At 37.6% G+C, this 25013-nt stretch carries 18 protein-coding genes; 14 read left to right on the top strand and 4 right to left on the bottom strand.

The annotated features are described in order from the left end of the window. Positions 1 to 38: 38 nt before the first annotated feature. Positions 39 to 389: an MFS transporter gene (locus tag OXPF_RS17710; RefSeq protein WP_054876557.1), complete on the bottom strand. Its 351-nt coding sequence runs from the start codon at positions 387 to 389 to the stop codon at positions 39 to 41. Between the two features lie 568 nt (positions 390 to 957). Between OXPF_RS17710 and OXPF_RS17705 the strand changes: the two genes are divergently transcribed. The 6 genes from OXPF_RS17705 (at position 958) to OXPF_RS17680 (ending at position 7460) form a co-directional block, all read left to right on the top strand. Continuing rightward, positions 958 to 2052, top strand: a complete 1095-nt coding sequence (locus OXPF_RS17705) for a TetR/AcrR family transcriptional regulator (RefSeq protein ID WP_054876556.1) — start codon at positions 958 to 960, stop codon at positions 2050 to 2052. Between the two features lie 712 nt (positions 2053 to 2764). Then, positions 2765 to 4138 (top strand): MFS transporter, encoded by a 1374-nt coding sequence (locus tag OXPF_RS17700; protein WP_054876555.1) that lies wholly within the window; start codon positions 2765 to 2767, stop codon positions 4136 to 4138. A 384-nt stretch (positions 4139 to 4522) separates the two neighbouring features. Further along, positions 4523 to 4861, top strand: a complete 339-nt coding sequence (locus OXPF_RS17695) for a P-II family nitrogen regulator (protein ID WP_054876554.1) — start codon at positions 4523 to 4525, stop codon at positions 4859 to 4861. A gap of 250 nt (positions 4862 to 5111) precedes the next feature. After that, positions 5112 to 6365 (top strand): ammonium transporter, encoded by a 1254-nt coding sequence (locus OXPF_RS17690; protein WP_201779743.1) that lies wholly within the window; start codon positions 5112 to 5114, stop codon positions 6363 to 6365. A gap of 91 nt (positions 6366 to 6456) precedes the next feature. Continuing rightward, on the top strand, positions 6457 to 6690 hold the full coding sequence (locus OXPF_RS17685; RefSeq protein WP_152967798.1) for a hypothetical protein: 234 nt from the start codon (positions 6457 to 6459) through the stop codon (positions 6688 to 6690). Positions 6691 to 7085: 395 nt separating this feature from the next. Further along, entirely contained in the window at positions 7086 to 7460 is a 375-nt protein-coding gene (locus OXPF_RS17680) for a GtrA family protein (protein WP_054876551.1), read from the top strand. 88 nt (positions 7461 to 7548) lie between these two features. Here the strand turns inward: OXPF_RS17680 and OXPF_RS17675 are convergent, their stop codons facing one another. After that, entirely contained in the window at positions 7549 to 8127 is a 579-nt protein-coding gene (locus tag OXPF_RS17675) for a nitroreductase family protein (RefSeq protein ID WP_054876550.1), read from the bottom strand. A 343-nt stretch (positions 8128 to 8470) separates the two neighbouring features. Between OXPF_RS17675 and gltB the strand changes: the two genes are divergently transcribed. Both gltB and OXPF_RS17665 read left to right on the top strand, forming a co-directional pair. Then, positions 8471 to 13006: a glutamate synthase large subunit gene (gene gltB, locus OXPF_RS17670; protein ID WP_054876549.1), complete on the top strand. Its 4536-nt coding sequence runs from the start codon at positions 8471 to 8473 to the stop codon at positions 13004 to 13006. 1 nt (position 13007) lies between these two features. After that, complete coding sequence (locus OXPF_RS17665; protein ID WP_054876548.1) at positions 13008 to 14426, top strand: glutamate synthase subunit beta; 1419 nt, start codon at positions 13008 to 13010, stop codon at positions 14424 to 14426. 44 nt (positions 14427 to 14470) lie between these two features. On the opposite strand, the gene OXPF_RS17660 is transcribed toward OXPF_RS17665, so the two are convergent. Next, on the bottom strand, positions 14471 to 16276 hold the full coding sequence (locus OXPF_RS17660; protein WP_054876547.1) for a methyl-accepting chemotaxis protein: 1806 nt from the start codon (positions 16274 to 16276) through the stop codon (positions 14471 to 14473). A gap of 147 nt (positions 16277 to 16423) precedes the next feature. After that, positions 16424 to 17812 carry a UDP-N-acetylmuramate--L-alanine ligase gene (gene murC, locus OXPF_RS17655; protein ID WP_054876706.1) on the bottom strand — a complete coding sequence of 463 codons (1389 nt, stop codon included), beginning with the start codon at positions 17810 to 17812 and terminating at the stop codon, positions 16424 to 16426. 328 nt (positions 17813 to 18140) lie between these two features. Here murC and purR point away from each other — a divergent pair, with 328 nt between their 5' ends. The 6 genes from purR to dltB all read left to right on the top strand — a co-directional run bounded on the left by purR (position 18141) and on the right by dltB (position 24982). Next, positions 18141 to 18959 carry a pur operon repressor gene (purR, locus tag OXPF_RS17650; RefSeq protein WP_054876546.1) on the top strand — a complete coding sequence of 273 codons (819 nt, stop codon included), beginning with the start codon at positions 18141 to 18143 and terminating at the stop codon, positions 18957 to 18959. A 115-nt stretch (positions 18960 to 19074) separates the two neighbouring features. Further along, positions 19075 to 19350: a septation regulator SpoVG gene (spoVG, locus tag OXPF_RS17645; protein ID WP_054876545.1), complete on the top strand. Its 276-nt coding sequence runs from the start codon at positions 19075 to 19077 to the stop codon at positions 19348 to 19350. A 372-nt stretch (positions 19351 to 19722) separates the two neighbouring features. Beyond that, positions 19723 to 21099: a bifunctional UDP-N-acetylglucosamine diphosphorylase/glucosamine-1-phosphate N-acetyltransferase GlmU gene (gene glmU, locus OXPF_RS17640; protein ID WP_054876544.1), complete on the top strand. Its 1377-nt coding sequence runs from the start codon at positions 19723 to 19725 to the stop codon at positions 21097 to 21099. Between the two features lie 46 nt (positions 21100 to 21145). Then, a complete protein-coding gene (locus OXPF_RS17635) occupies positions 21146 to 22096 on the top strand; it encodes a ribose-phosphate diphosphokinase (RefSeq protein ID WP_054876543.1) in 951 nt (316 codons plus the stop codon). Positions 22097 to 22313: 217 nt separating this feature from the next. Then, complete coding sequence (gene dltA, locus OXPF_RS17630) at positions 22314 to 23843, top strand: D-alanine--poly(phosphoribitol) ligase subunit DltA (protein ID WP_054876542.1); 1530 nt, start codon at positions 22314 to 22316, stop codon at positions 23841 to 23843. Next, positions 23840 to 24982, top strand: a complete 1143-nt coding sequence (dltB, locus tag OXPF_RS17625; protein WP_054876541.1) for a D-alanyl-lipoteichoic acid biosynthesis protein DltB — start codon at positions 23840 to 23842, stop codon at positions 24980 to 24982. The genes dltA and dltB overlap by 4 nt, the downstream gene beginning before the upstream one ends. Positions 24983 to 25013: the final 31 nt, after the last annotated feature.

The raw sequence follows: 25013 nt of genomic DNA, 5'->3' as shown, positions 1-25013 counted from the left end.
AATATTATTATTTGTGATAAGTAATTCTTATTGATTTTTTAAGCTAATTGCTCCTTCATCTTCCTCATTGTTTCGGCATTCGCCGTTGCGTATTTTGCCGCATCAGCATCGGCTATCTTATATCCAAAGAGCATTATAAGTCCTGCCAATGCATATGAGGCTGCGGGAATTCCCCATAAAATCCACATGAAATTATTTATAAATTCCGGGGTAACTGTCATGACGGCTGCATACCCTATAACTGCAAGGCCAAAACCGGATATGGCTCCGCTCAATGCAAAGCCGGTTTTAGCAGGTATGGTGTACAATCCCGTTGTGGTAGCGCGATAATCTTTTCCTGTTTTATAGAACCCATACTCACCTGAGCTCTTTGCAAAGAGGCAATACATATACAGCTTATGCAGAAGTAAACAATCCAACTACTGAATTACTAGCTTGGCCATTTTTAAAATTGCTTCCCTCATTTCAGAACAAATACTATAAATTTTTCTATTGTGTATTTTACCTATTGTCAAGCTTGCTTGGCTTCTTATTAAGTTTTTATATGCGGCATAACAATAACTCCCCCTGCTTTTTTTATTTTTAAAAATACCGGTACAGCATTTTTAAATTCAAAATTTAATAATAGGTAGAAGGAATTTAATATGGGATAGTGGTTTTAAATTTTGCGATGAACATATAGCCTCAGAATAAATTTGAGATAAAATGAAATAAAGTAATTATTAAATATAGTGATTTGATGTTAGGCTGCAGACGATAATAAGAATAGTAGAATAAAGTTTTTAAAATTTGGTATTAATTGGATTGTATTTTGTAATTCAATGTCATTTTAATTAAAAGGATATCATGGAATAATAACGTGGTCAAATATTTTTTTGAACATGTTGCATACTATTATATTACTTGTTGTTCCATGATAATTCATGTGATATTCTTGAACAGGAGGTGAAGTGATCAATGGAACACGGAAAAAAGCAAAAAATACTGGAGGTATCAAGGAAACTATTTTATGAAGAAGGTTACGGCAACACTACCGTAAGACAAATTGCGGAAGCTGCCGGGGTTTCAACTTCAGTCTTGTTCCATTATTTTAAAAATAAGAGAGATGTTTTAGTTCATATAGTCAGGGAGTTTAGAGACAACAGAAGAAAGGTTGTGGAGTTAGTAGGCGACGACTTATCACAGTTTGAAAAAAGAATCCTTAGGTTAAAGCTTATTCTTTACCCCATGCTGAATGACCATAAGCTGCTGCGGCTTCATGTTGATGAAATAAACGAGAAAATTATTGAAAATACCGGAAATGCTCCCGGCTTTATGAAAGACCTTTATATAGATAAAACTGATTATCTGGATGAAACATACAATTACGATGAACTATTAAAATATAGATATTATTATTATTTAGGCTCTGTAAATGAAATAACTTTAAAGTTTTATAACGGAAGTACGCCATTTAATAAGATAAATATAGATCATCACATCATCTCTTGCTTTAATATGTTCTTTAATATACCAATAAGCGAAATTGTCAGCTCAATAAAACGTGTAGAGAGGGTTATGAATCTCATATCTTTTGATGGATTCGGCTATAGGGTACTAAACGATGAAATATCCGAATATATTGGGGCAGGTAAAAAGCTTGCTAGCTATGACTTTTCCAAGGTTGTTTTTATAAATGATATCGTTTTTTCTGATGTTGATGATGCAGCGGCGAAGAATAAGGAATGGCTCAAAGAAAATTATGATAAAGCAATAATCCTAGTAAAATATTATGGATTAATTAACCCGGTAGATATAAAAGGAATTCAGCACAGCATAGACGACTTTGATAAGCAAGTTATAAATTCTTACCTTCTTCTTAAAGATAATTTTGCGGCTGATTATTTTGTAACAGGTTTTATTGACAACAGCAAGGCAAAAGTAGAAGAGGGAATAATAAATCAATTTGAAAAGTATGGAGTGGATGCATTGAAAACTTTATACAATATAACTATATGTCATGCTGACAATCATAATGTAATTGCGCAGTGCGCCTTTATATTTTATAAATAAATATAACCGAATTGTGTACAAAGATAACAAATGAATATAAAGAGCAGGAAACTCAGAAATTCGCACTAAACCACTAGATTTTCGTATCTAAATATGAGGATGGGAGTGGTTTTTGCTATTTTCTAACGAGGATTTATAGATGAATGTAAGAAGATGATTTAAAAACCTTCTGATGCAGGGGGGAGCACTTCCGGGTAATCAGCCTTCTACATTATGGGAATGATGGTAATCCAACGCAAAGACCATAGTATTTTTTTATAATTTATAGCATTTTATTGACTTGACGAAGCACATGTATTACAATATAAACATAAATTCTACCATGTAAACATTTCTGCAATATAATTACTAATAAACGTATTATTAAATTTTTATTATATATAGTAAATATTCGATAAATTGTTTAAAAAGATTACCAGTAATTTATATATCATAAGACACACCTTGATTAATAGTACTCGCGTTTTGTATAAAGTAAAATCCCATTGATTTTTGTAAAAATATGATGGCTCATTTATTGATTTATAGACTGTTTGATTTTATTATTTCGACAGGATTTTTAAAATAGTGACTTTGGAGTAAAACTTTTAAAATAAGGGTTTTACTCTTAAAATCTAATAAAGTTTTCAAAGGAGGCGGTATTTGTAAGAGGGGGAACTATTTTAAAAAGGAATTATTTAATACTATTAAAAGGGTTAAGGAGGAAAATCAGATGAGCTCAGTAACTAATATCAATGCAGAAGTTCAATTCGAAGAAGTCAGCAATAAGGAAGTCGGGGCATATGGTTTAGGCTATTTCGGTTATAACCTTGGTTCAGCTGGACTTATGACTTATTTAACATTTTTCTACACAGATTATATGAAAATCCCCGCTGCAAGTGTGGCAATGATTTTATTAGTATCCCGTTTCTTGGACGGTGCCACAGACCTTTTTCTTGGAGTCCTTATAGACAGGACAACCTCAAAATATGGTAAAGCCAGGCCATGGCTTTTATGGATGGCCCTTCCGGCTGCAATATCGGTATCTTTGCTTTATTATGTACCTAATATATCAACCAGCGGTAAAGTCGTTTACGCATTTATAACTTATAACGCTGTTGCATTTTTTTATTTAACATGTATGGCATTGCCGATGCAGGCATTAGTTGCCCTTATTACACCGGATCCTAAGAGACGTTTAACTATAAGCACTGTAGGTTCAATATTCAATACTTTAGCTGCTGTGGTTATAAACCTTTATGCTAAACCCATTATGGCAGCATTAGGCGGCGAAGCTAAAGGCATGTTCTGGTTCTTTACTATAATGGCATTTGCAGGAGTCGGCTTAATGCTTCTATGTTTTGCATTTACAAAGGAAAGAGCGGAGAGAAGACAGTATGCGAAAGTTCCATTGGGAGTTGGAGTTAAAGCTCTTTTTGCAAATAAATATTGGTGGAATATCACTCTTATTCAGATAATGACTTCATTGGTTCCTTCGGCTTGGGGCGCAACAGTGTACTATACAAACTATATTACAGGTAATGCAGGATTGGTTGGACCTATCATGTCACTTATGTGGGGCGGTATAACAATTGGCATATTTATGTTTATACCTGTTACAAGAAAATTAGGCAAGAGAAATGCAGGACTTATAGGTATGGCTCTTCAGGTTTTAGGCTCAGTAGTTCTTTGGTTCGCACCGGCATCAGTTGGTATGCTTTGGTTCTCAACTGTATTAAGGTCAATAGGGCCTGCTGCTATGATAGCTGCATCTAATGCTATGCGTGCTGATACAGTTGAATACGGTGAATGGAAGACTGGCGTCAGAAACGAAGGTATGATATACAGCGGAGCCAGCTTTGGCGGTAAGGTTGGAAGCGGTATCGGCGGAGCTATACTTGCTGCGTTACTGGCAAGCGGTGGTTATGTAGGAGGAGCTGCAACTCAGACTCCTGAAGCTATTGAAGCTATCAAAGCTGCATTCATTATTTTGCCCGGTGTTGGTTCAACACTTATAATGGTAATGCTCGCATTCTTTGATCTGGAAAAATTCATTCCTCAGATCAATAAAGATTTGAAGGAAAGAAGAGCAAAAGCTGCAGTATAATTTATAGAGAATTTGTGGCCGGAACTTCTGCAATGGAGCTTTCGGCTTTTTATTGTACGTCCAGGATAGAAGCAATCTGTCGCTTTGTCAGATTTATTGCAACTACCTTTAGCAATTGCAATTGCATTTACTTTGTCAATTGAGGATAAAATTTTATAGAAAAATTAAACAAAAATATGCTTGCATTGTATAAGTGCCTGTGATATACTTTATAAAAAATAATAGAAAGCATTAATTCTCAAGAGGGCAAAGGCGTTCTCAAAAATTTTATTTTTGAGTGCGCCTTGAATTTTTTTGAGAATCAAGTGTAAACTCCGGCAATGAAGTCTGATGTTTATACACTGGACTGAATGCCTATGGATATATGAAGGGGGGTGGGCAGTATTGAAGAAACTCGAAATAATTATACGTCCGGATAAAATAGATGAACTTAAAGATGCTTTGTATGATGTAGGTGTGAAGGGTATGACGGTTACAGGGGTTATGGGCAGCGGTAACCAGAAGGGAAGCAAGACATTTTACCGAGGAACGGAAGTAAATGTTAGTTTACTCCACAAGTTCAAAATCGAAATCATTTTAGGTGATAATTTAGTTGATGTAGTAATCGATAAGGTATTAAGTACAGTTAAGACCGGGAATATAGGTGACGGAAAGATATTTATATATAATGTAGAAGACGCGATAAGAATCAGGACAGGTGAAAAAGGTGAAAAAGCAATCTAAAATGATGTCAGGCAATGGGGTCTGGTGTTTATTGACACTGGACTCTTTTTTATTTGTTAACGTACTCATAATTTAAAATTTATACTTTAACATATGTCACACTAATTCCAAACTTTATCATGTGACAATTATAATAAAAGCTCCAAAATTTAAAATTTAAATTTATATAATAATCAAGGAAGGATGATAAAAGATGAAATTGAAAAGAGTTTTGGTTTTTTTAGCTTTAATCATGATGCTCACTTATACAATGGCATTTGCATCTGAACCTACTGCTGCAGAATTAAAAACATCAATAGACACAGCATGGACTTTGGTGGCAGGATTCTTGGTATTCTTCATGCAGGCAGGTTTTGCAATGGTTGAAACCGGTTTTACAAGAGCAAAGAATGCAAGTAACATCATAATGAAAAATCTTATGGACTTTGCAATCGGCTCAGTAATATTCTACGTAATTGGTTTCAATATAATGTTTGGCAGTGATGTTGCAGGTCTTTTCGGATGGTCAGGTGTTATAGGAATAGGAAATATGGATCATCTTGGCCTTGGGATATCCATAGAGGCCTTCGTAATATTCCAGACAGTGTTTGCAGCAACAGCTGCAACAATAGTATCCGGTGCTATGGCTGAAAGAACTAAATTCATAGCATATGTCATATACAGCGCCGTTATAAGCTTGTTTATATATCCTATAGTAGGCCACTGGATTTGGGGCGGCGGCTGGATAGCACAGCTTGGATTTATCGATTTTGCAGGTTCAACTGTTGTTCACTCAGTAGGTGGTTGGTCAGCATTAATGGGCGCAGCCATAATAGGTCCTAGAATAGGAAAATACGGCAAGAATGGTGAAGTAAACGCCATACCCGGACACAGCATAACCTTGGGTGCTCTTGGTGTATTCATACTCTGGTTCGGATGGTTTGGATTTAACCCCGGCAGTACTTTAGGTGCAACAGCAGATGTTGGCAGAATAGCAATGACAACAAACTTGGCAGCTGCAGCTGCAGCTTGTGTAGTTATGATAATAACATGGTTCAAATATGGCAAACCTGATGTAAGCATGACTCTTAACGGTGCCTTGGCTGGATTGGTTGCTATAACAGCAGGCTGTGCAGCAGTAAGTATGTGGGGTGCTATAGCAATAGGAATAATCGCTGGATTTGTAATCGTATATGGTGTTGAATTTGTCGATAAAGTGTTGAAAATAGATGATCCGGTTGGTGCCATAGGCGTTCACGGCTTATGCGGAGCCACAGGTACAATTCTTGTAGGATTGTTCGCAGTAGACGGAGGGCTTTTATACGGCGGCGGTTTGAAACTCCTCGGAGTTCAGGCTATTGGCGTATTGGCTGTAGCAGCCTGGACATTTGCAACAACATTTGTACTCTTCAAGGTTCTTAAAGCAACTGTTGGCTTAAGAGTTGACGAAGAAGATGAAGTTAAGGGTCTTGATATCGGCGAACATGCAACTCAGGCTTATGCCGACTTCATGATAAAAGCTTAATAAAAGTTATAAGGCTTCGGTGAGCATTACCGGAGCTTTTTTATTTGGGGGGATATACTATATCCATGATATGTATATCGGAGGGATAATTTTGCTTGAAACAATAGAAGAATTCACCGCCAAAGCCATAGGCATTGATATTTCCAACAATACTGTAAAGGCTGTTGAAGAAAGCCTGGGTATATATGTAGACATACCGGCAGATGAGATACTTCATAAGAATAAAGAAGAAATAACCGATGTTTGGGAAAATCCAAAGGATGTATCCGAAATTATCAAGTATCGTGCATCAAAGCTTTGGATCATCTGTTTAAGCCGGATATAATTATTTCGCAGCCATTTGATCTATTCAGATGGTATCAGAAGTAAAATTCACAGGTTACTAAAATTGAAATAGTTCCTTTTGGAGATTTTGACATCAACGAAGCCAATATAATGGGAAATTATTTGTATTACACAAAGGAATGACGGTTTATTAAATGATGGCTATCATGGCGGAGAGATTTATAGAATAAACCTTCATAATTTTCGAATAGAGTATTGCTGTGATATTGGAGATTATAACTTTATGGATTCCAAGCGGTAACAGAGAACTAATGGGTTGATTAAAATAGCATAAATTACGGAGCGTAAATTTCTTGAACTATATAATTAATAAACATATCCCTGCCTACAAAAATTATCTTTGGTAATAATATCTTTGAAGGCGGTGAATAGTATATGCTTAAAATTGCACAGATTAATTTAGGAAAATATTTTATGATATCCTGTTTTGCAAGTATTTTGGATTTTAGCCTTGCTTATTTTCTTTATAAAGTTATCGGCATAAATTATATTATTTCCAGCAACTTTGGGTTAATAACAGGGTTTGTATTTCAGTACTTTGCAGGCATGAAATATGTCTTTCAAACAAACAGAGATATCCATTCTTTCATTATATATATGGCTACATTTGCCATGGGAGTATTTATTGCAAACAGCACTTTGTGGCTTGGTTTTGATGTGATGGAATTATCTTTTATAATATCAAAGACATTATCCATGGGGATGCCTTTTTTTATTACATATTTTATAAGAAAAAGATTTTTAAGGTAAGGATTAGGGCATTAAAGCAAACAATCCGCAGCACTTTTTTATTAAGCTGCGGACTTATAATATGCACCCGGTTTGAGCACAGCCTATATTACTTTACCATTATAAGAACATCGTCAAGGCAGCGTTTCGGAACATGGAGCACGCCGCTTTCATCCTTATAATATTTGATTGAGCCGTCTTCACCTACTTTTACAACTTCAGGGGATTCAGCAGGGTAGCCTAGGGCGATGAGCGAATGGATTATATATTTATCGGGAATCTCAAGAGTATTTTTTATTATTTCCTTATTGATGGCGCCTAACCAGCAGGAAGCAATTCCTTCTTCATAGGCAGTTAAAAGTATGGTTTGTATTGCAGCGCCGGCGTCGTTATCATAATTTGTATTCTTAATCTCGCTGTCTACAAGGGGAACGATATATGCAACTGGGCGCTCATTTTCCTGGGGGTTGTGTGTAGGCCTTATGTATCCTGCCCAGGAAGTAGCGGTAAAGATAATATCCGTTAATGTTTTTTCAGTTACTATTATGTACTTTAAAGCTTGAAGATTGGCACCCTGGGGAGACAGCCTTGCCGCATCCACAAATTTTTTTAATATATCCGCTTGTATTCTGTCCTGCTTAAATTTTCTTACAGTCCTTCTTTTAGTTGCTGCTTCATAAACATTCATCAATAACACCTCAATCTTTTTTATTTAGTATACCATACTTTTTAAACCCCAAGGGAAATTGCATTATATATTATAGTTTAATAATTTTTAATAAAATTATAAGAAAAGCTTTATATCAATTGCATATGAAAAATTTTGTTCTTGCATTATTTTTTAAAAATCATGACTATTCTATATTTTCAGAAAATATTCAACAAACTAATTATTACAAGGTTTCAGCCTTATGTTAAACAAAGTAGGTTATGGAATAATCTGATAAAATAAACTGCAAGATTTGTCTTGCAAAATTTCATTTTCATACTATAATTATTAGTAACACTTTTTTAGTACTGGAGGAATGGTTATGGAAATGCGTTCAGGATTTCCTTCGAAGCAGGGAATGTACGACTCTCAATTTGAAAAGGATAGCTGTGGTGTGGGCTTTGTAGCCAGCATTAAAGGTGATAAAACACATGAAATAGTAAAAAAAGCCTTAAATGTGCTTGTTAATTTAACACATAGAGGAGCAGTAGGTTCAGATCCAAATACAGGAGACGGAGCCGGAATAATGGTGCAGATACCTGACGAATTTTTCAGGATAAACTGTGACAATATAGGTATTACACTTCCTAAACCAGGAGAATACGGGGTAGGAATGGTTTTCCTTCCTAGGGAACCTGCCCTTCGTACGCAATGTGAGGGTATTCTGGAGAGAGCCATCGAAGAAGAGGGACAAAATGTTTTAGGCTGGAGAGATGTGCCAGTAGATAGCAGAGTTATAGGTGAAACGGCGAAGGGTACTGAGCCTACCATAAGACAGGTTTTTGTAGAGAATAACTGCAAAGATCAGGAAGAGTTCGAAAGAAAGCTTTACATTATAAGAAGAATTGCTGAAAACGAAGTGATGAAGCTTGTCAAAAGGAGCGCGGAATATTTCTATATCTGTAGTCTTTCAAGCAGGACTATAGTTTATAAGGGACTTCTCTTGGCAGGCCAGATAAAAAGCTATTACGTAGATTTGGATGATATAAACTTTAAAAGCGCCATAGCTGTTGTTCATCAAAGGTACAGTACAAATACATTCCCTACATGGGATTTGGCGCAGCCCTTCAGGTTCCTTGCCCATAATGGTGAGATAAATACGATAATGGGTAACAGGAACTGGATGCATGCCAGGGAGGGTGTTTTAAAATCCGATATTTTCGGTGATGATTTGAAAAAATTATTTCCGATCATAAGGCCAAACGGAAGTGACTCGGCATCCTTGGATAATATGTTTGAGCTTCTCGTGAACGATGGAAGAAGCCTTGCCCATTCTATGATGATGCTGATTCCCGAGGCATGGCATAGAAACATTTCCATGGAGGATTACAAGCGTGCATTTTATGAATATCACGCATCCATGATTGAGCCTTGGGATGGTCCGGCTGCAATAGCTTTTACAGACGGTATACAGGTAGGAGCAACTTTGGATAGAAATGGACTAAGGCCGGCCAGGTTTGCCATAACCAAAAACGGTCTGTGCATACTTGCATCGGAAACCGGAGTGCTTGATTTAAACCCTGAGGAAATAGAGCACAAGGGTAAATTAAAGCCCGGAAGGATGCTTTTAATCGACACCAAAATCGGACAAGTCATTAAGGATGAAGACCTTAAAAAGTCAATATCATTAAGCAGCCCTTACGCAGAAATGATAGAGAAGAATAAAATAGTTTTAGATGATTATCCTGCTGTTCCTGAGGATGTACAAATAAATCCGGAAAGGCTCAAAGAAAAACAGGCGGCATTTGGTTACAGCTTAGAAGATGTAAATATTTTAATAAAAAGTATGGCACGGGATGGTAAGGAGCCGGTAGGTTCCATGGGCAACGACACCCCTCTTGCCGTTCTTTCCAGTAAAAATCAGATGCTTTTTTCATATTTCAAGCAGCTGTTTGCACAGGTTACCAACCCTCCTATAGACCCTATAAGAGAAGAACTTGTTATGTCTCTTGTCAATTTCATAGGACCTCAGGAAAATGTGCTTAACAAGAACTTTTCAGATAACCCCTTTGTGGAAATGGATAGGCCGATTTTGAGCAATATTGAAATGGGAAAAATCAAAAACTTCAAGAATAAGAACTTCAAGACTGCTGTAATCCCTATAACGTTTAAATATGATACAGGGGTTGAGGGTTTTAAACAAGCTCTTGATAAAATATGCTCCAGGGCATCAAAGAGGATTCAGGAAGGCTATAATGTTCTGGTTTTAAGTGATAAGAAAATAGATTCATATGATGTAGCCATTCCAAGCCTTCTTGCCTTATCGGCAGTGCAGCATCATCTTATCAGAGAAAAGACCAGAACCAAGGTGTCCCTAGTGGTCGAAACAGGAGAAGCAAGAGAAATAATGGATTTTGCCCTTTTACTGGGTTATGGAGCTACGGCGGTTAATCCATATCTTGCTTTCGAGACCATTGATGAAATAGTGAAGGAAAAAGAATTAGATAAGATTGCGTCAGAAATTGCCAAAGCAAACTACATCAATTCAGTATGCAAAGGCCTGCTGAAGATATTGTCAAAAATGGGTATCTGTACCTTGGAGAGCTATCACGGAGCCCAGATATTCGAAGCCATAGGTTTATCACAGGAATTTATTGATGAATACTTTGAAGGAACGCCTTCAAGAATAGGTGGTATAGGCATTGATGTCATTGCCAAGGAAACCTTGGACAGACACAGGGATGCATTCAATAATATAAGAAACCCATTAGCTGAGCTTAAGGCCGGCGGACAGTATGCCTGGAGAAAGGACGGAGAAGCTCATCTTTTCAACCCGGAATCAATTTATAAGCTTCAGCATGCTGTAAGAACAGGAAGCTATGAAAAGTATAAAGAATATGCAAAGCTCATAAATGAGCAGGGCGAAACTCTTTATACCATCAGAGGACTGTTCAAGTTTAAGAATAAAAACTCTATATCCATAGATGAAGTAGAACCGGTGAGCGAAATTGTAAAGAGATTTTGTACCGGTGCCATGTCCTTTGGTTCCTTAAGTAAAGAGGTCCATGAAACCATGGCAGTAGCAATGAACAGATTGGGCAGCAGAAGCAACTCCGGTGAAGGCGGAGAAGACAGCGAAAGATATAAGACTGATTCAAATGGAGACAGCAGGAGAAGTGCCATAAAGCAGGTGGCATCAGCTCGTTTTGGTGTAACCACCGAATATCTTATGAATGCCGATGAGCTGCAGATAAAAATGGCACAGGGAGCAAAGCCGGGTGAAGGCGGACAACTGCCGGGTCAAAAGGTTGATATAAACATTGCTAAGGTAAGGCATTCGGTACCGGGCATTGACCTTATTTCACCGCCGCCTCATCATGATATATATTCAATTGAGGATTTGTCACAGCTGATATTTGACTTAAAGAGCGTCAATCCGTCGGCAAGAATAAGCGTTAAGCTGGTGTCTGAAGTAGGTGTTGGCACAGTTGCCGCAGGAGTTGCAAAAGCACATGCAGATATGATTTTAATCAGCGGATATGACGGAGGAACAGGAGCATCGCCTTTGTCTTCCATAAAGCATACGGGTATCCCCTGGGAGCTTGGTTTATCCGAAGCTCATCAGGTTTTGGTTCTGAATAATTTAAGAAGCAGAGTAAGGCTTCAGACAGACGGTCAGTTAAAAACAGGAAGGGATGTAGCCATAGCAGCTTTGCTTGGTGCGGAAGAGTTTGGTTTTGCGACGGGAGCATTGGTTTCCTTAGGATGTACAATGCTTAGAAAATGTCATTTGGGAACCTGTGAAATGGGCATCGCAACCCAGGATCCCGAGCTTAGGAAGAATTTTAAAGGAAAGCCTGAACACCTTATAAACTTCTTTACCTTCATAGCTATGGAAGCCAGAGAAATCATGGCCGAGCTTGGCTTCAGGTCCATGAATGAAATGATAGGAAGAGTTGATAAACTAGAAGCTAATAAGGAAATTAGCCATTGGAAGGCAAAAGACCTTGATTTGTCAGCCATTCTTTATAAACCGGACGTTCCAAAACGCATAAAGACCTATTGCGTGACAAGCCAGGATCACGGACTTAATAAATCCATGGATTACAGGCTTATTCAAGCGGCAAAACATGCCATTGAAGAAGGCAAGCCGGTGAGAGGAAGCTTTGAAATAAGAAATGTAAACAGAACCGTAGGCTCAATGCTAAGCGGTGAAATCGCTGGCAAATACGGACAGGAAGGTCTCCCTGATGATACCATTGTATTTAAATTCAAAGGTTCTGCAGGACAGAGCTTCGGTGCTTTTGCTGTAAAGGGCGTAACCCTTGTACTTGAAGGGGATGCAAATGACTATGTTGGGAAGGGATTATCCGGAGGGAAGCTTATTTTAAAGGTCCCGGAAGGTAGCACCTTTAAGCAGGATGAAAACTTTATAGCAGGAAACACCCTTCTATACGGTGCTACCAGCGGGAAAATGTTTGTAAACGGTATGGTAGGAGAGAGATTTGCAATAAGAAACAGCGGCGTTTCAGCTGTTGTAGAAGGCGTAGGGGACCACTGCTGTGAATATATGACAGGCGGAACCGTTGTTGTAATAGGAAAGACCGGCAAGAATTTTGCAGCCGGAATGAGCGGCGGTATAGCCTATGTATTGGATGAAGAGGGCAACTTTAAAAATAGATACAACGGTGAACTTGTTGAAATAGAAGATGTAACCTGTGAAGAAGATACAGATGAACTTTACAGCCTTATAAAAGAGCATTTTGAGGCAACAGGCAGTGAAAAGGCTAAAAAAATATTGAATGACTGGGATAAATATGTCCTCAAGTTTAAAAAAGTAATTCCCACGGCATACAAGACTTTACTTGCAAAATTAAAGAGTGAAAAAGCTGTGGAAGTTATGAAGGTAGGTGCCTGATATGGGAAAGACAACGGGGTTTAAAGAATACCAAAGGCAGACGCCGGCATTAAGAACGGTGGAGGTTAGAATAAAGGATTACAAGGAAGTATATGAGAAAATGCCTGAAGAGGATTTGATAAATCAGGCAGCCAGATGCATGGATTGCGGCACTCCATTTTGTAATTGGGGATGTCCCATTGGAAACCTGATTCCTGATTTTAATAATCTTGTTTATATGGGGCAGTGGGAGAAGGCATATAAAAGGTTGTCCCTTACAAATCCCTTTCCCGAATTCACAGGCCGTGTATGTCCGGCTCTTTGCGAAGGCTCCTGCACTCTCGGGATAAACAGGGAGTCGGCCACGGTCCATAACGTGGAATTGGCTATCATTGAAAAAGCCTTTGAAGAAGGCTTCGTAAAACCTATCTCCCCGAGGGTGAGGACCGGCAAAAGCGTGGCTGTTGTGGGATCAGGACCGGCAGGATTGACTGCTGCTGTGAAATTAAATTCAATGGGTCATACCATAACTGTCTTTGAAAAAGATGACCAGGTTGGCGGTTTGCTAAGGTATGGCATACCGGATTTTAAACTGGAAAAGCATATCGTTGACAGAAGGGTCAAAATCATGGAAGAAGAAGGCATAACATTTAAAGTCAATACAAATATAGGCGTGGACATAAGCCACGATACTCTAACTTCGGAATTTGACGCTGTTGTCTTAACAGGAGGATCTACAGTTCCTGTAGACATGTCAGTTGAGGGCAGAGATTTAGAAGGAGTCCATTTTGCCCTAGATTATCTTATTGAACAGAATAAAAAAGTGGCGGGAAAGACCATTGACGGTCCGGGAATAGATGCAAAAGGAAAAGTTGTAATAGTAATAGGCGGAGGAGATACTGCTTCCGATTGCATAGGTACTGCCATAAGGCAGGGGGCAAAAGCAGTGCATCAATATATAAGAAAGCCCATGCCTCCTGAAGACAGGGATGAAACCATGCCCTGGCCAACCTATCCAAATACATTGAAAACAACTACTTCTCATGAAGAAGGCTGTATAAGGGAATGGTGCACCATAACCAAGAAAATAGAAGGCAAGGATGGCAATGTAAGCTCTGTCCGCAAGGTAAGGCTTGATTGGGAAAATGTAAACGGCAAATTGGTTTCCAAAGAAGTTCCGGGTACAGAAGAATCTGTAAAAGCAGATATGGTTTTAATCTGCATGGGTTTTGCCCATCCGGAGCATAAAGGAATTGTGGAGGCCCTTCAATTGAAACTGGATCCTAGGGGGAATGTATACACAGATGAAAAATATATGACCTCCCAAAAAGGAGTATTTGCCGCAGGAGACATGAGAACGGGGCAATCCTTGGTAGTCCGTTCGATATATGATGGCAAGATGGCTGCAAAATGCGTGGATGAATACCTTATGAATGATTAAAAATTTAGTTATAAAAACCACCTCGGAAAACCGAGGTGGTTTTGCTATATAGCATATTTGGAAATATCGTCGTTAAATTCTTTGGTAATTTGCTTGAAATGGGATATGTTCTCAAGTATATTTTTAATTTCCTCGGTATAACTGGATACATTTGCGCTGACTTCCTGTGAAGAAGCTGAGTTTTCCTGTGCAATGGCAGCTAAAGATTCTATTCTCTCGCAGACGCTGCTTATCTTCTTTGTTTCACTGCTTAAAAGGTTTATGGTATCTATCATGGTATGTGAAACAAGCTTGATTGATTCTACGGAACTTGCACTGTCCTTCACTACATCATTTAAACGGCTGCTTTCATTGTCGATGATATTGAACTGAAGCTCTATATTTTTTATGAGGTTATCTATCTGCACAACAAATTCCTTAAGGTTGCTGCCAATTTCATCAACAGCGGATTGAGACTGCTCAGCCAGCTTTCTCACTTCTTCAGCTACGACACTGAAGCCTTTTCCGGCTTCTCCGGCGCGGGCAGCTTCGATTGATGCATTTAATGCCAAAAGGTTTGTCTGGTTGGATATTGAAGAGACAATGGATATTATATTTGTTATATCCTTAATTCTTGTCTGAATGACATTTCCATTATCTTTTATCTCCTGGGATTTTTTCAATATTTCAATTAAATTCGACGCTGCACTGTTTACATGACCGAAGCTTGTGTTTATATCCGAAACTGACTTTTCCAACTCTTCCTTATTGATATTTTCTCTGCCAACAACCATTTTTAACTGATTGATATTTTCACTCAGCATGGTCACGGACTTTTCTGTCTCCTGGGCTTGTTCAACGGCACCGTCGGCAACCTGTTCCACAACCTGGGATATTTCTGTTGATGTAGAATTCATTCTGTTAACTATTGTCTCAACGTCGTTTTCAAAATTTGTCATCTCATCCGTAAGGCCTTTAAAACCTACAAAGTCCTTTCTTATGAGCTCTTTATACTCCAGTATTTTTTTATGGAGGCTCTCAAAATAGTCTCCTGTTTTTATATTTAAGGCTTCCTCGTATTTATTTTTAAGAAGGTCCTCTATCTCTTTGGTTATATATTTTTTAGGCTTCAATAGTATCGTTGATGACAGCAATGCACCTAAAAATATCCCTCCTAAGGAAATGATGAAATTAAAGGGCAAATTATTAAACAGCAGGGAAGATGTCGCGATAAAGGGAGATGAAATTAATAAGGTCAATATGGATAATTTCAATTCCACAGATTTAATAAAGCCAAATGAAAGAACTGTATTTACAGGAAATTTTTTAAGATCATAGATATCCTTTTCAAACTTAAGCTTAAGCCGGGTGCTGTCTTCGCTTTTGTCCAGAACTGTAATTTCAATCTTCTCTTTATAATACTCGGAGGAACCCTTGATAAGCCCTTCTAAATAATCGAACATTTTCCTCTTTGACTGATAAAAGAATACAGCCTCCCTCTTTGATATGGGAGTAAGTTTGACAATGGGCGGATTGGCTCCTGGTATTCTTTTTGAGACGATCGCGTGGACGTCGTACATTGACTTTAAAAACTGATATAAATTATCATGCTTGAAAAAGGCAGGAAAGTCCTTTAAAAAAGAATTTACATTATCCTGTCCTATTTGATTCCATACCTCTTTTATTGTAAGCTTTTTTTCATTGGCGATGTAGGAAACCAGTTTAACCGCATCAGCATCGGGAATATCTTCAACGGGGTTGAAAATTCTGTTTTTATCCCAGCCTATGCTATTCATTGCAGAATCTACTATTGCGTGTCCCCAAGTTTTTCTGCAGGTTTTTATCCAGGTTGAAACTACGGTACCTTTCATGAATATTTCCTCCTATAAAGAATAATAGGGATAGTTAATTAATAATATATATCGGCTGAAAATGTCATAAATTTATAGGAGAATTGCGGGTTTACGAAAAAAAGTATGATTTGGACTGAATTCTTTGTTAATTAAAAAATCCGGCTGTCATTGGCCGGATTTTTCAAGAAAAAGCATACCTGTTTTATAAACATCTCCTGCTCCCATGGTTATTATAACATCACCCTCAGCAGTATTATCTTTAAGATAGGTGACGATATCATCAAAGGACTTGATGTATTTTGCATTGACTCCCTGGGATACTATCATATCAGCTAATTTAGAGGAATTAATCTCCCCTGTGTCCAGTTCTCTTGCAGCATATATATCCGTTAATATAAGTTCGTCGGCATCATTAAAGGCACAAGAAAACTCATCCAGCAATTTAATAGTCCTGCTGTAGGTATGGGGCTGAAACACACACCATATTTTTTTATGAGGATAATTTTTTGCAGCCGCCAGGGTTGCTTTAATCTCAGTAGGATGATGGGCATAGTCATCTATTACAACAACGCCGCATTTTTCGCCTATCTTTTCAAATCTTCTGTGGGTTCCGTAAAACTCCAGAAAGCTATTCTGAATGGTTTCGATATCGATGTCGAATATCCTTGCACAAGCAATAGCGCTTAAGCTATTGTATACATTGTGCTTTCCGGGGACGTTAAGCTTAAAAGGGCCAAATAATTGCCCCTTAAAATATGCATCAAAGGATCCGCAGCCCTTTTCGTCGTACTCGATGTTCTTAGCAACCCAGTCAGCGCCTTCGCTGAAACCAAAGGTAATAAGCCTCGCATCTATGGATTGGCAGGCTTTCAACGAATTTTCATCGTCCTTATTTACGATAATATAGCCGTCTTTGGGTACAAGTTTTGCAAATTTAGTAAAAGCATCTATTATGTGATTTATATCCTTGTAATAATCCAGGTGGTCGGAATCTACATTAAGTATTATGCCTACATATGGGTAAAGACTTAAAAAGCTTTCTACGTATTCACAGGCTTCGGTAATAAAATAAGGGCTTTTGCCCGGCCGCACATTTCCGCCTATGGCATCTAATTCTCCGCCTACCATTATTGTTGGGTCTAATTCTGCATTTTTCATTATAATGGATATCAAAGAGGTGGTGGTGGTTTTGCCATGGGTGCCGGAAACAGCCACGCTGTATTTGTATTGCTTCATTATCTGGCCTAAAAACTCAGCCCTGTCAACTATTTTTATACCCTTTGCCTTTCCTTCAATAAGCTCGGGATTATCCCACTTTACCGCTGCTGTATATACTATTAAATCCGCATCTTTAACATTTTGACTATCATGGCCTATATTAATTTTAGCGCCTTTCTTAGCCAGCCTGTCTGTGATGCTTGATTTGTTTGCATCAGAACCTGACACTTTATATCCATGGTGAAGGAGCGTTTCTGCCAATCCGCTCATGCTGATACCGCCGATTCCTATGAAATGAACCTTGAGGTTCTTATCTCTCTCAATGTCAAAATCCATCACTGTATACACTCCTTTTAAAGGTCTATAATTTGATTGGCATAAATGTACTATTAAAGATTATATACCATAATATGCATTTTTAAAACCAGGATATTAAACCATGATTTATCTGACTATTATTATATTCGACAAGGGGTAATGTTGCTAATAAAGAGTTAAAAGCATAGCAGATAAATTGGCATTGAATAAAATATGATATTGATGTAAAATAGTGAATTATAAAGTATGATTTATTAAAAAATGTTCGTTCTTATTTGAAAATAAGGCTGATATACCGGAAAATAATGCAATGAAAGAGTACTTCATGAAATAAAGGAGTGGTCATATGGATAAACTCCATAGAAATGAAAGGATTGGAGCGCTCATAAAGATATTGAGCGATAATCCAAATAAAATTTTTACCCTTAATTATTTTACGGATTTATTCAATGCTGCCAAGTCCACCATAAGTGAGGATATAGTTATCGTAAAAAAGATAATGGAAAAATTCTCTTTCGGTGAAGTTGAAACAATTTCAGGGGCTGCGGGCGGAGTAAAATATACCCCTGTATCAAGCATGAATAATGCTAAAAAATTTGTAAAAGAACTGTGCACAAAGCTTATGAGCCCTGAAAGGATAATACCCGGGGGTTTTATTTATATGACGGATGTTATATATTCACCTGATACCGTTGCCGTAATTGGTGAAATACTTGCTACCCAGTTTGTGAGTTTAGAGCCTGATTATGTGCTTACGGTTGAAACCAAGGGCATACCTGTGGCATTGATGACTGCTAGAGCACTTAACATCCCTCTTTTAATAGTCAGAAGAGACAGCAAGGTTACCGAAGGCTCCACCGTAAGTATAAATTATGTATCCGGCTCAACCCGCCGTATACAAACCATGTCCCTTTCCAAAAGGTCAATAAAGAAAAATACAAAAAGCATATTTATAGATGATTTTATGAAGGCAGGCGGAACGGCCCACGGAATAATAGAGCTTATGAAGGAATTTGAAAATGAAGTTGTCGGAATAGGAGTTCTTATAGAAACTAAAGAACCCCGGCATAAACTGGTAAACAGCTACGTTTCTCTTTTAACTCTTGATGAAGTTGATGAAGAAAAAGGCAAAATAAATATTCAGCCATCAAGATTGTTCATATAAATCATTTAAAATCAATAAAAAAAATTAATTTTATATTAAAAATTAGTTTTTTTTGCAGGAAAAATAAAAAATTTAGAGAAATATACTCTAGAGCAACCGGGAAGGTGGTGAGAGTATGCTAATTACCGATGTAAGAATCAGAAAAATAACTGCTGAGGGGAAAATGAAGGCTATAGTCTCGGTAACCCTTGATAATGAATTTGTCGTTCATGATATCAAGGTTATTGATGGCCAGAACGGACTTTTCATAGCCATGCCCAGCCGCAAGACTCCTGATGGAGAGTTTAAAGATATCGCCCATCCGATTAATACCATCACTCGAGAAAAGATTCAAACTGCCATTCTGAGTGAATATGAAAAAGTAATGTCAGAAGAAGCAAAAGGAGCGTAAAAGGAGTCTATGGAGGGCTCCTTTTTCCTTTGTGCAATTTTATATAAAACTTATTTTCTATAAAATTCTATGTTTATTAATAAAATTACATTGTTAATTTTAATACCATTCCGATAATTTTTCAAGTGTTTTTAAAAATCACGACAAAAATATATAGATAAAATATATACATAATGGATAATATCGAATGCATAGGATTTTTTAGCAGATTTCTTTTGGTTTTAATCAAGCTTTAAAAAATTCTTTTTTTATTTGTAAGGCTTTTGTTTAATAGGGATAAAATCATTGAATTGTTATATCTAATACCATATAATAAATAAGGACAATTTTTAAGAAAATTTTTGTATATAAACACATAAAGAGGTGTTTTTTTTGAAGGATATTTGTGCTGTTATACTTGCTGCAGGCGAAGGTAAAAGAATGAAATCCAAACATTCCAAGGTTACTCACAAGCTTTGCGGGAAGGCTATTATAGAGCATGTAATACATTCGGTAAAAGCTGCTGGAATAGATGATGTTATAGTTGTTGTGGGGCATAAAGCAGATGAGGTTAAAGGCTCAATCAAGGATGATGTCAAATTCGCATTGCAGGATATTCAATTAGGAACAGGCCATGCCGTTATGTGTGCTGAGAGCTTTATAAGCCGCGATTCTTCAGTAACTTTAATTTTGACAGGAGATACTCCCATAATCACAAAGGAAACAATTTCGAATCTTGTAAAATATCATATTGAAAATGAATTTTGTGCAAGCATATTGACAGCCGATTTTGATAATCCCACAGGCTACGGAAGAATTGTCAGGGATATTACAGGCAATGTTCAGAAAATTACAGAGCAAAGGGATGCAAACGAGGAAGAATTAAAGATAAAGGAAATCAACTCCGGTATATATTGTTTTATTTCGGAAAAACTTGTTAATGCATTGAAAAAAATCAGTAATAATAATACACAGGGTGAATATTATCTTACTGACGTAATTGAGATATTAAAATCTGAAAATCAACCAATAGGTGCTTTTAAAACATCAGACAACCATGAGATAATGGGGATCAACTCAAGGCAGCAATTGGCAGAAGCAGTTTTAATGATGAGAAAGCGCAAAATAAATAAGCTTATGGAAGATGGAGTTACTATTGTTGACCCTGATTCTGTCTATATAGATGCCGATGTTTCAATTGGCATGGATACAATTATCTATCCTAATTCCATAATAGAAGGAAAAACCGTGATAGGGGAAGACTGTATTATAGGACCCAATTCACGGATTGTAAACTGTGTTGTACATGATGGAGTTGAAATTAACAATTCGGTAGCATTAGGCAGTGAGATAAAGTCCAATACCCATATAGGGCCCTTTGCTTATATAAGGCCGGAATGCGTTATTGGACAGGATGTTAAAATAGGAGATTTTGTTGAGGTTAAAAAATCGGTTATCGGAGACGGTACTAAAGCATCCCACCTCTCATATATAGGGGATTCTGAAGTGGGTAAAAACGTAAATATAGGGTGCGGGACAGTAACTGTAAATTATGATGGAAGGAATAAACATAAGACTATAATAGGCGACAATGTGTTTGTTGGCTGTAATGCCAACCTTGTTGCGCCTGTAAAAATAAATGATAATTCATATGTTGCAGCCGGTTCTACAATAACCGACGAAGTGCCGGAAGGTGCTTTGGCAATAGCCAGAGAAAAGCAGACAAACAAAGAAGGCTGGGTAGAAAGAAAAGGAGCAGGCAGAAAGTAGCATATGGGGCTGAACATTGTCCCAAACTTTAAAGGAGGATTTCTTAATGATAACCCATGGTAAGAACATTAAAATTTTTACGGCAAATTCAAATCCAGGCCTTGCAAAGGAAATTGCCGATTTACTGGGAGTACCTGTAGGCAATTCAGAGGTTTATAGATTCAGTGATGGAGAAATAGCAATGAATATCAACGAGACGGTGAGAGGTTCCGATGTCTTCATCGTACAATCAACAAACAATCCGGTAAATGACTATCTGATGGAGCTTTTGATTATGATAGATGCATTTAAAAGGGCATCAGCTGGCAGGATTACAGCTGTAATTCCTTATTACGGCTACGCAAGGCAGGACAGAAAGGCAAAAGCAAGGGATCCAATCACGGCTAAACTGGTTGCGGACTTAATAACTACAGCGGGAGCTGACAGAGCGTTAACCATGGATTTACATGCAGCTCAGATACAGGGATATTTCAATATACCAGTGGATCATCTTCTGGGTGTGCCAATTCTTGCAAAATATTATATGTCAAAGAACCTTGATGATATAGTAGTTGTTTCCCCCGACCTTGGAAGTGTGACAAGGGCCAGAAAATTTGCCGACAGGCTTCATGCACCTATTGCCATCATAGACAAGCGGAGGCCAAAGGCTAATGTGGCTGAAATAATGAATATTATAGGTGATGTAAAAGGGAAAACCGCCATTTTAGTAGATGATATGATAGATACAGCCGGAACCATAGTGTTGGGTGCAAAATCATTGAAGGAAATGGGAGCCAAGGAAGTTTTGGCCTGCTGTACTCATGCCGTAATGTCCGGCCCGGCAGTTGAACGGCTTAAGGATTCTGTTATATCAGAGCTGGTAGTTTTAAATACCATAAACCTTCCTGAAGAAAAGAAATTTGACAGGCTTAAGGTATTATCCGTTGCCCCGGTATTTGCAGAAGCTATAAAAAGAATATATGAAGATCTCTCGGTCAGCAAGCTTTTTGAGGATTGATATTTCTTACTGAAACTAATTATATTATTAAAGGGTATGCAAAATGCATACCCTTTAAATTGTCTCTGTAAGATACGTATGCTATGGGTATAGTAAATATATTGTCGTTTTGTAGGAGGTTTTTCTGTATTATTTTGGCAATATATAATAAAGAGTTGTACCATCTACCATTAGATGATAGAATTTTTATGTATAATCAGTGTGGAGGTTTATTGCTGTGAGCTTGATAGATATAATTAATTCCCATGGTAAAAGCAGAAAAAATATTGCAGCACATACCTATAGAGACAGCATCATTACATATGGGGAACTAAAAGAAATGTCGGATTCCCTGGCTGGTTATCTTATTGAAAAGTATGGCTATGATGACACACCTATTATTGTATATGGGCATAAACAGAAGGAGATGCTGGTATGCTTTTTAGCATGTGTAAAAGCAGGACATGCCTACATACCTATTGACAGTTCTCTTCCTTATGAGCGCATTAAAGATATAATCGACAGCTCAGGGGCAAAGATGATTTTTAGTATAGGCGATCTTTTTCATATCCCCCCGGATGTAAGCATTATATATCTGAATGAAATACATGAGCTTATAAATAGATACAGCACTTATCATCCGGAAAAATGCTATGCCGTTAAAGAAGATAATGTATATTACATTATTTATACATCGGGGAGCACAGGAAAACCAAAGGGTGTTCAAATTACGCTTTCAAACCTCAATAGCTTTGTAAAGTGGGGCTTAAGCTTGTTAAGGCAGGTTGAAAACAGTGATCTTATATTTTTGAATCAGGCACCTTTTTCCTTTGATTTATCCATTATGGATTTATATTTGTCTCTTGCATCGGGGTCTACATTGTTCTCTGTTGACAAGGAAATGATTGCAAATCCTAAAGAGCTCTTTTCATACCTTAATAAGTCCCAGGCGGATATTTGGGTGTCAACGCCCTCCTTTGCCGACATGTGCCTTGCTGATAAAAGCTTTAACAGATTCTTAATGCCAAAGCTTAAAGTCATGATGTTTTGCGGCGAGGTATTGAACAACGGCAGTGTGAGAAAAATTCATGAAAGGTTCTGCGGTGTTAAGGTTATAAATACCTATGGGCCTACTGAAGCCACAGTGGCCGTAACATCCGTTGAAATTACAAAGGAAGTTTTGGATGCCTTTGATCCGTTGCCCGTTGGATATGTCAAAAGTGACTGTCATATAATAATAGCTGACAGTGAGGGCAGGGAAGTTGAAATGGGTGAAAAGGGAGAGATAGTAATAGCAGGGGAAAGCGTGAGCATAGGCTATTATAAAAATCCGGAAATTACAGAAAAGGTATTTTTTAAAAGGGCGATTGAGGGAAAAGAATTAAGGTGCTACCGCACAGGAGATGAAGGGTATATAAAGAATAATAACCTTCATTACAGCGGCAGAATAGATTTTCAGGTAAAATTAAACGGCTACAGGATAGAGCTTGAAGATATTGAAAGCAATTTAAGAAAAATAGATTTTATAGAAAATGCAGTGGTGCTTCCAGTTTTGAAGGAGCAAAAAATACAGTACCTGACTGCTGCCGTAGCCTTAAACAGGATGGTAGAAGCGACAGAATTTAAAACGGGGCTTTTAATAAAAAATGAGCTTAAGAAATTTATTCCGGAGTATATGATACCCAGAAAGATAGTGATAAGGGAGTCTCTTCCCATGACTGCAAACGGAAAAATCAACAGGAAGGCTTTAATGGAGGAGATTAAATGATTCCATACAGCGGCTTATATTTTTTCTATATATTATCGATTGCTTTCATACCCTTGATTTTATTGGGGCTTAAAGGAAAACCCATAAAAAAATATGGAATGATTATGAATCTCTTTATGCTTCTTCTCCTCTTCGGAGGATCAAAAATACAGACTGTATGCCTTGTGTTATTTTATTCAGGGCAGCTTGTGCTGATAAGAGGATACATTTATTTAAGACGTAAATATGAATCCATATGGCTTATGAGAATTTTGGTGGCTTTATCCATATTGCCCCTGGTCCTTGTCAAAGCAAGTCCCTATTTTACATCCTGGACAATTGGTTTTTTAGGCATATCCTATGTTACCTTTAAAAGCGTCCAGATGATCATTGAAATTCATGACGGTCTTATCAAGGAATTTAGCATATGGGATTTTACCTATTTTCTGCTATTCTTTCCCTCAATAAGCTCAGGGCCTATAGACAGGTCAAGAAGGTTTATGGAGGATATAAACAAAACCTTTACAAAGGATGAATATAAAAGGTACTTAGATGAGGGCATAAGGAAAATATTTTACGGAGCTGCTTACAAATTTATCTTCTCCGCCCTCATATCGACTTACTGGATGGCTAAAATACCCGAGGCAAAAAGCATATTAAATACAATCAACTATATGTATGCATACAGCTTGTATTTATTTTTCGACTTTGCAGGCTACAGCCTGCTTGCCGTAGGCACCAGCCATATTTTAGGAGTAAATACTCCCGAGAATTTTGATAAACCCTTTATAAGCAAGGATATAAAGGATTTTTGGAACAGGTGGCACATTTCCCTCTCCTTTTGGTTCAGGGATTTTATATACACAAGATTTGTAATGAGAGCTTTGAAGAAAAAATGGTTTAAGAGCAGATATACGGCTTCCTACATAGGGTATATAATCACCATGGGAGTCATGGGTATATGGCATGGCACCGAAATTCACTATATATTGTATGGTCTTTATCATGCATTGCTTATCATATCCACGGATTTTTTTCAGAGAAAAAGCTCCTGGTATAAGAAAAATAAAAATAATGAAGGCTTTAACTATCTCTCAACAGCTGTCACCTTTAACCTGGTGTGCTTTGGGTTTTTGATATTTTCGGGATATCTGTTTTAGGGATACAGGTTAACTTTATAAACGGAGGTAA

This window comes from Oxobacter pfennigii, from assembly GCF_001317355.1.
GTDB classification, from domain to species: domain Bacteria; phylum Bacillota; class Clostridia; order Clostridiales; family Oxobacteraceae; genus Oxobacter; species Oxobacter pfennigii.
The sequence above is the reverse complement of the archived record's forward strand: the minus strand, read 5'-3'. Positions and strand labels throughout refer to the sequence as shown.